Origin of the sequence: Sorangium sp. So ce131, assembly GCF_051519095.1 — a bacterium.
Lineage (GTDB): Bacteria > Myxococcota_A > Polyangia > Polyangiales > Polyangiaceae > Sorangium.
Map to the genome: position 1 here is coordinate 1,588,206 of NZ_CP150455.1, position 13,991 is coordinate 1,602,196.

Sequence of the window (13,991 nt, forward strand, 5' to 3'; positions counted from 1 at the left end):
GTTTGCGCCCGGCGCGTCAAGCTTGCCATTGAAAATGCAGGGAGCGCCGCGGCGGTCTCCGTGCCGGCCGGGCTCCCGCCCCCGCGGAGGTCGTGCTAGCGACCACGGCGTGGACCGTTTCGCATCACCCGACGAAGGCGCCTTCCCTCCGCCTGAGCCCGGCATCCCCTACGAGGAGCTGAACGAGCCGCAGGCGCGCGCGGCCTCGCACGCGGACGGGCCGCTGCTCATCTTCGCGGGCGCGGGGAGCGGCAAGACGCGCGTCATCGTCTACCGGATCGCGAACCTCATCGTCACGCACCGCGTGCCGCCGTACCGGATCCTCGCGGTGACGTTCACGAACAAGGCGGCGTCCGAGATGAAGCGCCGGCTGGAGGGGCTCATCGGGGCCGACATCGTGAAGGACCTCTGGGTCGGCACGTTCCACGCGGTGTGCGCGCGCCTCCTGCGGCGGCACCACGAGGCGGCCGGGCTCGAGCGGAGCTTCGTCATCTACGACGACGACGACCAGCGCGCGGTGATGAACCGCGTGCTGAAGGAGCTCAAGCTGGACGAGCGGCGGTACCCGCCGCGCCAGGTGCTGTCGCGCATCCACGCCGAGAAGCAGGAGGGGCGCGGCCCCGCCGACTTCGAGCGGAAGGGCTACTTCGACGACGCGATCGCGCGGTGCTTCGCGGCGTACGAGCGCCACCTCAAGGCGGCGAACGCGGTGGACTTCGACGACCTCCTGCTCGCGGTGCTGCGCCTCGCCGAGGACCCGGAGAGCCTCGCCGGCGAGGATCTCCGGAGCCGGTTCCGCCACGTGCTCGTCGACGAGTTCCAGGACGTGAACCAGGTCCAGTACCGCCTGGTCCGGGCGTTCTGCCGGAGCCACGACAACCTCTGCGTGGTCGGCGACGACGATCAGAGCATCTACCGCTGGCGCGGCGCGGACGTGCGGATCGTGCGCGGCTTCCGGCGCGATTTTCCGCACGCGACGGTGGTGAAGCTGGAGCAGAACTACCGCTCTGCGGGGCACATCGTGCGCGGCGCGCTCGGGGTGATCCGCACGGCGACGGATCGCGAGCCGAAGGAGCTCTGGACGTCGAACCCCGACGGCGCGCAGATCGACGTGGTCTGCGCCGACAGCGAGCACGACGAGGCGGCGTGGGTGGTCGAGTGCATCCGCGAGCTCATCGGGCGCGGCGTCTCGCCGAGCGAGATCGCGGTGTTCTACCGGATCCACGCGCAGTCGCGCGTGCTCGAGGAGGTGCTGCGCGAGGCGCGCATCCCGTACCAGATCATCGGCGGCACGCGCTTCTTCGAGCGGGCGGAGGTGAAGAACCTGCTCTCGTACCTGCGCGTGGTGGCGAACCCCCGCAGCGACGTCGACCTCAACCGCATCATCAACGTGCCGGCGCGCAAGATCGGCCAGAGCACGGTCGACAAGCTGATCCAGGCGGCGGACGCGCTCGGCGTGTCGCTCTACGAGGCGATCGAGCCGCTCGCGGAGGGGAGGGTGCCGCCGTCGGCGATGCCGGGGGGCCAGCTGCCGCCGCTCGCGCCGGCGGCGCGGCGCAGCCTGCTCGGCTTCCGCGAGCTGATCCAGGGGCTGATGGAGTCGGCGAGGACGCTGCCGCCGAGCGACCTCGCGGAGGAGGTGCTCGCGCGGTCGGGGTACGCGCGGATGCTCGAGGCGGACGACAGCGTCGAGGCGGAGGCGAGGCTGCAGAACCTCCGCGAGCTCGTGCAGTCGATCGTGGACTACGAGCAGGAGGCGTTCGCCGCCGGCGAGGAGGCGGCGCTCGCGGGTTACCTCGAGCGGGTGAGCCTGGTGTCGGACGTCGACGCGCTCGCGGACGCGCCGAAGGTCGCGATGATGACGGTCCACGCCGCGAAGGGGCTGGAGTTCCACGCGGTGTTCCTGACGGGCATGGAGGAGGACCTGTTCCCGTTCCGGAGCCAGGATCCCGGCCGGAAGGGCGACATCGAGGAGGAGCGGCGCCTCGCGTACGTGGCGCTCACGCGCGCGCGGGACCGGCTCTGGATCACGCACGCGGCGCGGCGGGCGATCTTCGGACAGACGCGTTACGGCCTGCCGAGCCGGTTCCTCGCGGATCTGCCGGCGGCCTCGGTGCGGCCGATCGCGACGCCGACGAGCCAGATGGCGCAGCGCCGGGTCGACGTCGGGGGCGGCGGGTTCACGTCGTTCGGCGCGCGGTCCGGCGGCGCGGGCGAGCCGCGCGCGTGGGAGGGCCGGGGCGCCTGGGAGGGCCGCGATCGGCGGCCCGCGGGGCAGGTGGAGGAGCGGCTCGCGTGGTCGCGGCTCTCGCGCGAGGGCGAGCCGGCGCGGGGCGCGCGCGAGGCGGAGCGCGGCGCGCGCGACGTGGATCGGGCGCCGGGCGAGCGGTACGTGGAGCGGGAGGTGGTCGACGCGGGCGGCGACGGCGGCGAGGGGCTCGCGCTGCGGCGCGGGATGCGCGTCATCCACGAGCGGTTCGGGCCGGGCGTGGTGGAGAGCGTGGATCCGGGGGCGGATCCGATCGCGACGGTGAAGTTCTCCGGCTGGGGGAAGAAGCGGATCAAGGCGGCGTTCCTGCGCGCCGCCTCGTGACGGCGGTGGGCCGCACCCTGGGTCCGCCCACGACCGGCTCGGGTGCGGGCCGAGCCGCCTCCTACCGCGGCCGCCGTTCTGGTAGATGAGCCGCTGCACGTCACGGAGGCCGGCTCTCGGGCGTTCGCGCGAGCTCGAGCCGGGGACCAGGAGGGCTGCTCCATGCACAGGATCCTTCGTCATGCGGTCGCGTCGGCGCTGGTGGCCGCCGCGCTCCTGTCGGCCGCCGGGAGCGCGACGGCCGCGCCTCCGTCCGGCGCCCGCGATCGGCTCGTCGCGCAGGCGCACACCGCGGTCCAGGAGGGGCGGCTCGCCGACGCGCGCGACGTGTGGATGGCGGTGTGGAAGCTCGAGCGCTCCCAGGTGGCCGCGTGCAACGTCGGCGCGCTGTCGCTCCGCATCGGCGACGCGCCGGCCGCCGTGCGCTGGCTGTCGCTCTGCAAGGAGATCATGCGCCAGCCGCGGAGCCCCGACGAGCGCGCGCTCTACGAGTCGCGGCTGGTCGACCTCGCCCGCGCGCGCCAGCTCGCGGGCGAGCTCCGCGTCGTCGCGCCGCCGGGGGCCGCGATCTCGATCGACGGCGCGCCGGTCGAGGCCGAGCCGGGCCAGCCCATCCCGGTCGCGCCGGGGCGCCGGGTCGTGCGCGCGGCGCTCGGCGGCAGGACGGCCGAGGCGGAGATCGACGTGCCGCGCGGCGAGGCGCGGCGGGTGACGCTCGTGTTCCCTGCGGAGCCGGAGCCGCAGCGCGCCGCGGCTGCGAGCCCCCCGCCGGCGGGCGCCGCGCCCCCGAGATCGGCGCCGCAGCCGGCCCTGATCGTGGGCGGCGTCGGGCTGTCGGCCACCTTCGCGGCGCTCGGCGGCGTGCTGTTCGTCGGCGCCGAGAAGCGGCAGGAGGCCGTGATCGCCTCTGCCCGCTCCGCGGGCCCGAACGGTTGCTTCCGGATGCGCCAGCCGATGTGCCAGGAGGCCCTCTCGGCCCACGAGGACATGCGCACCCTCAGGACACTCGGCCTCGCCGGCCTGATCACCGGCGGCGCGGTCCTGGCGGCCACGCTCGGGTACACCTTCTACCCGCGCGGCCAGGCGGAGATCCGGGTCTCATCTCAAGCCATTACGTTTGCCGGCGTCTTCTGACCACGAATTCGACATCGCGTCGTCCAAACCGGACTCGGGCGTCCGCGGGAGCCTGCGTGGCGTTCAGCTGGCGAAAACTTGCGTGACGGCCGCGGGCCGAGCGGGCCATACTGCGCCCGTTCGAGGATCAGGCCAACGACACCCCGGCGGATTGGGGCCGCTGAGGTGCCGGCGACCCAGCCTTGTGCCGGAGGACTGGACGCACGATGAGCTCGTTTGTGCATTGTGCCGTGGGTGGACTATTTCTCACGGGTCTGGCGCTTTCTTTTTCGTGTGGTGACACGCCGTATGTGGGCGGCGACTGCGCGACCACGGAGGACTGTCACGGGGACGCCCAGAACGCGCCTGGCACCATCTGTATCGCCGAGCGCTGCGAGTGTGCCGAGCCGGGGAAGGTCGTCTGTTGCGCGCGCGGCGAGGAGGGGCCGGGTTGCTTCGAGATGTGCCGTCCGTGCGACGAGTGCGCGGAGGGAACGGCGGAGTGCTCGGGCGTGATCGACCCGTCGTCGCGGTGCGACAGCGACGCGGAGTGCCCGGGCCCGCCGGACGCGCGGTGCGGCGCAGGTCGGTGCGTGGACGGGAAGTGCGAGGTCGAGATCAAGCCCGGTCGGCTCGGCTCGCAGGTCCGCGGCGACTGCAAGCAGGACGAGTGCACGGAGGAGGGCCACGTGGTCAGCGTGCCGGCCTACGACGTGTACAACGATGGCAACCAGTGCACGAACGATCTCTGCGACTACGACCGTCCGCTCAACGCGCTGCTCGACGGGGTGATCTGCCCGATCTCCGGCTCGGGGAGGTGCCATGAGGGGCGCTGTGTGGAGTGTCTCCATGACGATCCCACGCTGCACTGTGCTGCGGGGCTGGCCTGCGACGGGGTGTTCTGCGTCCCGCCCCACTGCGTCAACATGGTGCGTGACGCGGGCCGCGGCGAGACCGCCCAGGACTGCGGCGGACCGTGCGCGCCGTGCAGGGACGGGGATCCGTGCAACGTCGCGACAGACTGTCAGTCAGGAGTCTGCGCGATGGCGCATTGCAAGGCGCCGACGTGTGACGACGGCGTGAAGAACGGCGACGAGGCCGGCGTCGACTGCAGCGGCTCGTGCCCCAGGCGCTGCCCGGACGGCGCCAGCTGCAAGTCCGGCGACGACTGCGTGAGCCGGGTCTGCTGGGCGGGCGCCTGCGAGGAGCCCACCTGCAAGGACGGCGTGGAGAACGGCGACGAGCTCGGCGTGGACTGCGGCGGCAAGGGGTGCGACGCGGCGTGTCGGCCATGACATGGATCACAGGTCGACGCTGGAGGCGGCAGCGTCCTCAGTCGATACCCTCCTTCATCACGTCGTCATGGATGTGGCTCGCGAGGTGCTCGATCAGCGCCCGGACCGCGGGCGGTAAGCCGCGGCGCGAGGTGAACACGAGGTGGACGATGCCCTCGGTCACGTACCACTCGGGTAACACGCGGACGAGCTTGCCAGCCCTCAAGTCCGCCGCAGCGATGTGATCGGGCAACAACGCCACGCCCAGCCCTGCGATGGCCGCCTCTCGCAGGGCGGCGAAATCGCCGCACGAGAGCCGCGGCGCGTGATGCACGACATGCGTTTGCCCGTCGGGCCCGACGAGCTCCCACGCGTCTTCGCCGGCCTGCTCGCTCTGGCTGAGGGTCGGTACCGAGGCGAGCGCGGCGATCTCCGGCGCGCCGCCCAGGAGGCGCGCGAGGGCGGGGCTCGCGACGAGGATCCGGCGGCTCTTCGCGAGCGTCTTCCGGGTGAGCGTGGCGTCGGTGTCGAGCTTTGTGCGCACCCGGAGCGCGATGTCGATTCGCTCCTCGATCAAATCGACGCGCCGGTTGGTGGGGATGACCTGCAGGGCGACACGCGGGTAGCGCTCCATGAAAGAGGGCAGGATGGGCCGGACCAGCTCCATCATGCCCGTGGGGCAGCTCAGTCGGACGAGCCCCTGCGGCTCGCCTTGCGCCTCGGCGACGATGGCCTCCGCCAGCGCCACCTCGCTCATGACGGATCGGCAGCGCTCGTAGAACGCCTGGCCCACCTCGGTGACGCTGAAGCGGCGGGACGAGCGCTCGATGAGGCGAACGCCGAGCCGCGCCTCGAGCTGCGCTATCCGCCGGCTGAGCTTCGATTTCGGCTGCCGCAGCGCGCGCCCCGCCTTCGCGAACCCGCCGTTCGCCACGACCTCGGCGAAGAAGAAGAAGTCGTTCAGATCCTGCATCGGTGATCTCTTCGTTCTGCTGGCGGAACGCAGCGTGCCACGATCGCCGGCTGGCCGCCCTCCGCTTCGGCTCTAACTCCAGGGGGCCGGCGACGTTGAGCGCCGCGATCAAGGGACGGACACCATGAGCAACAAACTCCAGGGGAAGGTAGCGGTTGTCACAGGCGGCACCACGGGGATCGGCCTCGCGACGGCGAAGCGGTTCGCGGCGGAGGGCGCGCGCGTCTTCATCACCGGGCGGCGGCAGGCGGAGCTCGACGCGGCCGTGAAGGAGATCGGCGGGAGGGCCACCGGCGTCCGGAGCGACGTCTCCAACCTCGCCGATCTCGATCGCCTCTTCGAGGTGGTGAAGCAGCAAGGCGCCCCCATCGACGTCCTGTTCGCCAACGCCGGCGGCGGCGAGTTCGCCCCGCTCGGCGCGATCACCGAGGAGCATTTCGACAAGACCTTCGCCATCAACGTGAAGGGGGTGCTGTTCACGGTCCAGAAGGCGCTGCCGCTGCTGCGCGACGGGGCGTCGATCATCCTCAACGGCTCGACGGCGGCCTCCACCGGATCCCCTGCGTTCAGCGTCTACAGCGCGACCAAGGCCGCGGTGCGGAGCTTCGCGCGCACCTGGGCGCTCGACCTGAAGGACCGCGGCATCCGCGTCAACGTGGTCAGCCCGGGGCCGATCGACACCCCAGGGCTGCACGGGCTCGGCGCGACCGAGGAGCAGGCGCAGCAGATCAAGGCGAGCCTCGTCGCCAGCGTGCCCCTCGGGCGGCTCGGCTCGCCGGAAGAGGTGGCCAAGGCCGCCGTCTTCCTCGCCTCCGATGACAGCAGCTTCACCAACGGAGCCGAGCTCTTCGTCGACGGCGGCGTGGCGCAGGTCTGAGCGCTCGGCGCCTGGTTCACGCCGGCCCGAATTTGCGCGCCGTGGTTCGCGAGGGGGAGCACGCACGGAGCGCGCGGGGGAAGGCCACATTTTCCCCTTCCCGCTGCAAGCGTATATCAGACCCAGGGGCTTGCTGGAAGCCCCGGATCATGCCGCACACTCCCTGACCATGACGAAACACGCAGTGGTCATCGCTGGTGGGGGTCCGACTGGGCTGATGCTGGCGGGGGAGCTCGCGCTGGCGCGGGTGGACGTCGCCATCGTCGAGCGGCGCGAGAGCCAGGAGCTCGCGGGGTCGCGCGCAGGAGGGCTGCACGCACGCACGATCGAGGTGCTCGATCAGCGCGGGATCGCGGATCGTTTCCTCGCGGAAGGGAAGATCGCTCAGACCGCGTCGTTCGGGACGGCGCCCCTCGATCTCAGCGACTTTCCGACGCGCCACAACTACGGGCTGGCGCTGTGGCAGAAGCACTTCGAGCGCATCCTCGCCGCGTGGGTCGAGGAGCTCGGGGTGCCGAGCTACCGCGGGCGTGAGGTGACGGGGTTTGCCCAGGACGACGCCGGGGTCGATGTCGCGCTGTCCGACGGGCGGTCGTTGCGGGCGGCGTACCTCGTCGGATGTGACGGTGGGCGCAGCCTGATCCGCAAGAAGTCCGGGATCGGTTTCCCGGGGTGGGAGCCGTCGGTCAGCTACCTTGTGGCCGAGGGCGAGATGCTCGAGCCGGCGCTGGGCATCCGCCAGGGAGACAAGGGGGTTTATGGCATCGGGCCGCTCGAGGACGGCAAGCGGGTGCGGGCGGTGCTGTGCGAGAGGGAGATCCGGCAAGACGAGGAGCCGACCCTGGACGACCTGCGCGAGGCGCTCGTCGCCTCCTACGGGACGGACTTCGGGGTGCACGGCGTCACGTGGCTCTCGCGGTTCAGCGATGCGACCCGGCAGGCGGCGTCGTACCGGGAGCGGCGGGTGCTGCTGGCCGGCGATGCGGCGCACGTGCACTCCCCGGCGAACGGGCAAGGGCTCAACCTCGGGGTGCAGGACGCGGTGAACCTGGGGTGGAAGCTGGCGCAGGTGGTCCACGGGACGTCGCCGGAGAGCCTGCTCGATACCTACCAGGCCGAGCGGCACCCGGTCGGGGCGCGGGTGCTCAAGCACACCATGGCGGCGACGGCGGCCCATCGGGGCGACGAGCGGACGAAGGCCTTGCGCGAGACCCTGGCCGAGCTGTTGACGCTGGAGCAGGCGCGCAAGCGGTACGCCGGGCTGATCTCGGGCCTGGACATCCGCTACGACCTCGGCGCGGGACACCCGCTGCTCGGGCGCCGCATGCCCGATCTGGACGTGGAGACCGAGGGCGGGCCACGGCGGGTGTTCACGCTGCTGCACGAGGCCCGGCCGGTGCTGCTCGACCTCGGTGAGCCCGGGGCCCTCGACCTCGGTCCCTGGGCGGATCGGGTGAAGCGGGTCGACGCGCGGTACGCCGGGGAGTGGGCACTCCCGGTGCTCGGCGCGGTCGCGGCGCCCAGGGCCGTGTTGGTCCGGCCCGATGGATACGTCGCGTGGGTGGGAGACGGCACGGACCACGGCCTTCGCGAGGCCCTGACCACGTGGTTCGGGCCGCCTGCGAGGGCGTAGTTTCACGTTGCACGCGGCGACACGCGCCGGTGCGCACCATGCCGCGGCGGGGGAGGCGCTCTTGCGCTACGTCCTGAGACCCCCGATCGCGCAGGAGCGTCGAGCTGTAACAGGACGGCTTGGTACCGAACGCTGGCCGCGTCGCCCCGTCGCGGGTGCGTTCCGTCGCGAGCGTGCCACCCCTGGTGCGGGGTGTTATCCGTTCCACGCGCAAGCGCTGCTCGAGAGCGAAAGGTGCGTCAGCGCTCGAGCGTGCCGCCGAGCTCGAGGAAGCGCGTCCGCTCCTCGAGCACGAGCGCGGCGCTAGCCCCGGTCGAGGCCGAGCGCCCGGGCCACGCCGGCCCCGTAGGCGGGGTCGGCCTTGAAGCAGTTGGCGACGTGCCGGCGCTGGATGTCGACCGACGCGCCGCCGAGGGAGCGAGCGGTGTTTTCGAACAGCGCCTGCCGCTGCGCCGGCGACATCAGGCGGAACAAGCGACCTGGCTGCTCCCAGTGGTCCTCGTCGGCGCGATGATCCCAGTGCGCGGCGTCGCCCGCGAGGGGCAGCGGCGGCTCACCGGCGCCGGCGCTGTCGTCCCATTCGCCGTGTCGGTTCGGGAAGTAGCTGGTCGCGGCGCCGAGGTTGCCGTCGACGCGCATCGCGCCGTCGCGGTGGAAGCTGTGAAACGGGCACTTCGGCGCGTTGACGGGGATCTGGTTGAAGTTGACGCCGAGCCGGTAGCGCTGCGCGTCGCCGTACGAGAAGAGCCGCGCCTGCAGCATCTTGTCGGGCGAGAAGCCGATGCCGGGGACGATGTTGGCCGGCGAGAACGCGGCCTGCTCGACCTCGGCGAACACGTTGTCGGGGTTGCGGTCGAGCTCGAGGACGCCGACCTCGATGAGCGGATAGTCGGCCTTCGGCCAGACCTTGGTGAGGTCGAACGGGTTATGCCGGTGCGTCCGCGCCTGCGCCTCGGTCATGACCTGAATGCAGAGCTTCCAGCGAGGAAACCGCCTCGCCTCCAGGCTCTCGAACAGGTCGCGCTGGTGGCTCTCGCGGTCTCGCCCCACCACGGCCTCGGCCTCGGCGTCGGTGAGGTTGTCGATCCCCTGCTGGCTGATGAAGTGGAACTTGACCCACACGCGCTCGTTCGCGGCGTTGATCATGCTGAAGGTGTGGCTGCCGAAGCCGTGCATCGTGCGATAGCTGCGCGGAATCCCGCGGTCGCTCATCACGATCGTCACCTGGTGGAGCGCCTCGGGCAGCGACGACCAGAAGTCCCAGGTGTTGTCCGCGCTGCGCATCCCGGTGCGAGGGTCGCGCTTGACCGCGTGGTTGAGGTCGGGGAAGCGCAGCGGGTCGCGGAAGAAGAACACCGGCGTGTTGTTGCCGACGATGTCCCAGTTCCCCTCTTCGGTGTAAAACTTCACCGCGAAGCCGCGGATGTCACGCTCGGCATCGGCGGCGCCGCGCTCGCCGGCGACCGTCGAGAACCGCACGAACACCGGCGTCCGCTTGCCGACCTCGGCGAGGAGCTTGGCCCGGGTGTACCGCGTGACGTCGTGCGTGACGGTGAACGTCCCGTATGCGCCCGAGCCCTTGGCGTGCATGCGCCGCTCGGGGATCACCTCGCGGTCGAAGTGCGCGAGCTTCTCGATCAGCCAGATGTCCTGCAGCAGCGCGGGGCCGCGCGGACCGGCGGTCTGGATGTTTACATTGTCGACCACGGGCGCACCCGTGGCGTGCGTCAATTTGGGTTTGGACATTGGAGTCGCCGATGTAGCGCGATCGGGCCGGCGCGGCAAACCCGACCAAGGTCGGGGGTCTCGGTCCCGACGATCGAGCGAATCGTGGGAGCTCTCCCGTTGTCGGCGGATCTGCCCCCCGTATCCTCACCCCCCTAAAGTCGGGTTTACCCTTCGACCATTCCTCTGCCATCTTCCGCGCGGACCTTGCCGATGACAGCCAGCGCGGACCCCGAGCTCATCCGCTTCAACGGGCGAATCACCACCATGGATCCGCGGGCGCCCGCGGCCTCGGCGGCGGCGATCCGCGACGGGCGATTCGTCGCCGTCGGCGACGACGCCGACGTCCTGCGCCGCGCCGGCGCCGGCACCCGCAAGATCGATCTACGCGGCCGGCGGGCGATCCCCGGCCTCATCGATTCACACCTCCACCTCATCCGCGGCGGCCTCACCTACAACAGCGAGCTGCGGTGGGACGGCGTCGCCTCGCTGGCCGAGGCGCTGAGGCGGCTGCGCGCGCAGGCCTACCAGATCATCGAGGAGCTCGCGGCCGCCAAGCAGCTGACCGTGCGGCTGGCCTACAACCTGTTCACCCAGCGCCCCGGGCAGGAGCTCGAGGACTTCAGCCAGTGGGCCAAGGCCATGAGCCCTGGCCGCGGCGACGACTACTACCGGCTCAACGGCGCCGGCGAGATGCTCGTCTACTCGGTCGCCGACTTCGAGGACTTCCTCAGAGCCGCGGCCCGACCTGCCGCCGCACATGGAGGCGCAGCTCGGCGCCATGGTCGAGCACCTGGTCGCGTGTCGCTGGCCGTTCCGCCTGCACGCCACCTACGACGAGTCGATCACGCGCATGCTCGACGTGTTCGAGGCCGTGAACCGCAAGATCCCGTTCGCCGGCCTCCGGTGGTTCTTCGACCACGCCGAGACGGTGTCGGCGCGCACCATCGACCGGATCGCCGAGCTCGGCGGCGGCATCGCCATCCAGCACCGCATGGCCTACCAGGGCGAGCACTTCCTCCACCGCTACGGCCCGGAGATGACGAGCGACGCCCCGCCGGTGCGGCGCCGGCAACGGGTGGTTCTCCGGCGAGGACGGCGCGAGGTCCACAGCTATCCCGGCTGCCATCACGCTTTTCGCGGCACGGCGGAATGCTTTTCGACGCCGCGACGGCGTCGCTGCCGCGCGCACGCACGCTCGAGTTCTTCAAACGCCATCTCTAACGAGGATCTCCCATGAAAGAAGAGACATTCACCGGCCGCGGTGGCACGCGCCTCCACATGCGTTCCTGGCGGCCGGCGCGAACGCCGCGCGCGGCCGTGGTGCTCTGCCACGGCGTTCTTGCGCACAGCGGGCAGTACCAGTGGTCGGGGGAGCAGCTGTCGGCGGCGGGTTTCGCCGTGTATGCCTACGACCATCGCGGGCGCGGCAAATCGGAGGGGCCGCGCCTGTTCGTCAATGACGTTGCCGAGTACACGGACGATCTGGGGACGTTCGTCACCCTGGTGAAAACCCGCGAGCCCGGCCTCAAAGTGTTTCTGTTGGGTCACAGCATGGGCGGAGTGATCTCCTGCACCTGGGCGCTGGATCATCAGAAAGAGATCGCCGGTTTCATCTGCGAGAGCTTTGCGTTCGAAGTGTGGGCGCCGAAGCCCGTGCTGTCGCTCGTGCGTTTCCTCGGGCGCGTGGCGCCCAAATTGCCGGTGCTGAAGTTGCATGAGAAGGACTTCACCCGCGACCCGCAAGCCTTGCAGAAACTGAACTCGGATCCGCTGACCCATGGTGAAGTCCAGCCGGCGGGCACGGTGGCGGCGCTGCTCAAGGCCACGGACCGCATGCGCGCGGAGTTCGGGACCATCACGGTGCCCTTGCTCATCATGCACGGCACCGAAGACAAGGCCACCGTGCCCGCGGGCAGCCAGCTCTTCCATGACAAGGCCGGTTCGAGCGACAAGACGCTGAAGCTCTACGAAGGGCACTTCCACGATCTGCTCAACGACCTCGGCAAAGAGCAGGTGATATCCGACGTGGTAGGCTGGATCAACGCGCGCGCAGCATGAGGTTTCCGTCATGAACAAAAATTTTCTCAAGGCAGCCAGCGCACCCACGCAGTACGTACAGGTAGGAAGCGATAAGATTGCCTACCGCAGCATCGGCACGGGCGAACCCATGGTTCTCATCACGCGCATGCGCGGCACGCTCGACACCTGGGATCCACTGTTCCTCGATGAGCTGGCGAAGAACAATCACATCATCACGGTGGACTATCCGGGCGTGGGTTATTCGGACGGCAAGCTGCCGCCCGGTATCGGCCAGGTCGCGGACTTTCTGATCGCGTTCGCGGATGCCATGAAGCTCGAAAAATTCATTCTCCTGGGCTGGTCATGGGGCGGTACGGTGGCGCAGACCGTGGTGGTCGAACATCCCGGCCGCGTCACGCACGCGATCCTCGTGGGTACGGCGCCGCCCGGCAAACGCGCGGTGGCTATTCAACAGGCGTTCATCGACCGCGCGTTCAAACCGGTGAATGACCTGGACGATGAGATCGTGCTCTTCTTCGAGCCGCGCTCGGAGTTCAGCCGAAAGATGGCGAAGGAGTCGCGGGACCGCATCCGCGTGCGCCCCGGGGTCGATGAAAGAATTCCGTCGACGCCCGAGGCGATCAAGGCCTACCTCGCCGCGGCCGAGGAATATCACGTCGATGAGGCCGGGCGGCTGCAGAAGTTGATGGTCATGCGCACGCCGCTGCTCATCATCAGCGGCGACAACGACATCAGCACCGCCGTGGACAACTGGTTCGCGCTGAATCGCAAGATCCCGAGCGCACATCTGGCCGTGTACCCCGAGTCGGGTCATGCCCCGCAGCATCAGTACCCGCAGCTCGCCGCCGAACAGGTGGCCTCGTTCCTGCGTCACGCCATTCAGTAGATAGAAGGAGTGCCACATGCCGATTCTCAAGACCAAAGAAGGCGTCGATATTTTCTACAAGGACTGGGGCAGCGGCCAGCCCCTGGTGTTCCATCATGGCTGGCCGCTGTCGGCAGACGACTGGGATGCGCAGCTCATGTTCTTCCTCGCGAAGGGCTTCCGCGTCATCGCCCACGATCGCCGCGGTCACGGGCGTTCGTCGCAGACCTTCGACGGCAACGACATGGACACGTACGCCCGCGACGTGTCGGAGCTCACCGCTCACCTCGGTCTCAAGGGCGCGGTGCACATCGGCCACTCCACGGGCGGCGGTGAGGTGGCGCGCTACGTCGCGAAGCACGGGCAGGACGGCCGCGTGGCCAAGGCCGTGCTCATCGGCGCCGTGCCGCCGATCATGGTCAAGAGCGACAAGAATCCCGGTGGCCTTCCCATCGAGGTGTTCGATGGATTCCGCGCCGCGCTCGTCGCGAACCGCGCAGAGTTCTACCGCGCTGTGCCTGAAGGGCCGTTCTATGGATTCAATCGTCCAGGGGCCAAGACTCTGTCGGGGGTCGTCGACAACTGGTGGCGGCAGGGCATGATGGGCGGCATCAAGCCGCACTACGACTGCATCAAGGCGTTCTCGGAGACCGATTTCACGGGCGACCTCGAGAAGATCGATGTGCCCACGCTCGTGATGCACGGCGACGACGACCAGATCGTGCCGATCGCGGACTCCGCGCTGCTGTCGAGCAAGCTGCTCAAGAAGGGCACGCTCAAGGTCTACAAGGGCCTGGGGCATGGCCTGTGCACCATCAACCCGGACGTCGTCAATCCGGATCTGCTCGAGTTCATCCAGTCGTGAGGGCGAGGGCCGCGGACACGAGGGTCCGCG

At 70.0% G+C, this 13,991-nt stretch carries 10 protein-coding genes and 1 pseudogene; 9 read left to right on the top strand and 2 right to left on the bottom strand.

Going from position 1 to position 13,991, the window contains the following annotated elements; genetic code table 11:
- Positions 1–109: 109 nt before the first annotated feature.
- From WMF43_RS05750 to WMF43_RS05760, 3 genes are all read left to right on the top strand, one after another.
- Positions 110–2,593 carry an ATP-dependent helicase gene (locus WMF43_RS05750; RefSeq protein ID WP_437678049.1) on the top strand — a complete coding sequence of 828 codons (2,484 nt, stop codon included), beginning with the start codon at positions 110–112 and terminating at the stop codon, positions 2,591–2,593.
- Between the two features lie 162 nt (positions 2,594–2,755).
- The gene (locus WMF43_RS05755; RefSeq protein WP_437678050.1) at positions 2,756–3,727 is read left to right on the top strand and encodes a hypothetical protein; all 972 of its coding nucleotides are present in this window, start codon (positions 2,756–2,758) and stop codon (positions 3,725–3,727) included.
- Between the two features lie 230 nt (positions 3,728–3,957).
- Entirely contained in the window at positions 3,958–5,001 is a 1,044-nt protein-coding gene (locus WMF43_RS05760) for a hypothetical protein (protein ID WP_437678052.1), read from the top strand.
- A gap of 37 nt (positions 5,002–5,038) precedes the next feature.
- Here WMF43_RS05760 and WMF43_RS05765 read toward each other — a convergent pair whose 3' ends face one another.
- Positions 5,039–5,953, bottom strand: a complete 915-nt coding sequence (locus tag WMF43_RS05765) for a LysR substrate-binding domain-containing protein (RefSeq protein ID WP_437678054.1) — start codon at positions 5,951–5,953, stop codon at positions 5,039–5,041.
- Positions 5,954–6,077: 124 nt separating this feature from the next.
- Here WMF43_RS05765 and WMF43_RS05770 point away from each other — a divergent pair, with 124 nt between their 5' ends.
- Positions 6,078–6,830 carry a glucose 1-dehydrogenase gene (locus WMF43_RS05770; protein WP_437678055.1) on the top strand — a complete coding sequence of 251 codons (753 nt, stop codon included), beginning with the start codon at positions 6,078–6,080 and terminating at the stop codon, positions 6,828–6,830.
- 169 nt (positions 6,831–6,999) lie between these two features.
- On the top strand, positions 7,000–8,463 hold the full coding sequence (locus tag WMF43_RS05775) for an FAD-dependent monooxygenase (RefSeq protein ID WP_437678056.1): 1,464 nt from the start codon (positions 7,000–7,002) through the stop codon (positions 8,461–8,463).
- Positions 8,464–8,766: 303 nt separating this feature from the next.
- On the opposite strand, the gene WMF43_RS05780 is transcribed toward WMF43_RS05775, so the two are convergent.
- Positions 8,767–10,209 carry a catalase gene (locus WMF43_RS05780; RefSeq protein ID WP_437678058.1) on the bottom strand — a complete coding sequence of 481 codons (1,443 nt, stop codon included), beginning with the start codon at positions 10,207–10,209 and terminating at the stop codon, positions 8,767–8,769.
- A gap of 192 nt (positions 10,210–10,401) precedes the next feature.
- Here WMF43_RS05780 and WMF43_RS05785 point away from each other — a divergent pair.
- The 4 genes and pseudogenes from WMF43_RS05785 to WMF43_RS05800 form a co-directional block, all read left to right on the top strand.
- Positions 10,402–11,257: pseudogene (locus WMF43_RS05785) on the top strand (amidohydrolase family protein); the annotation flags it as partial.
- Between the two features lie 167 nt (positions 11,258–11,424).
- On the top strand, positions 11,425–12,249 hold the full coding sequence (locus WMF43_RS05790) for a lysophospholipase (RefSeq protein ID WP_437678060.1): 825 nt from the start codon (positions 11,425–11,427) through the stop codon (positions 12,247–12,249).
- A gap of 10 nt (positions 12,250–12,259) precedes the next feature.
- The gene (locus WMF43_RS05795) at positions 12,260–13,117 is read left to right on the top strand and encodes an alpha/beta fold hydrolase (RefSeq protein ID WP_437678062.1); all 858 of its coding nucleotides are present in this window, start codon (positions 12,260–12,262) and stop codon (positions 13,115–13,117) included.
- A 16-nt stretch (positions 13,118–13,133) separates the two neighbouring features.
- The gene (locus WMF43_RS05800; RefSeq protein WP_437678064.1) at positions 13,134–13,961 is read left to right on the top strand and encodes an alpha/beta fold hydrolase; all 828 of its coding nucleotides are present in this window, start codon (positions 13,134–13,136) and stop codon (positions 13,959–13,961) included.
- The last annotated feature ends 30 nt before the right edge of the window (positions 13,962–13,991 follow it).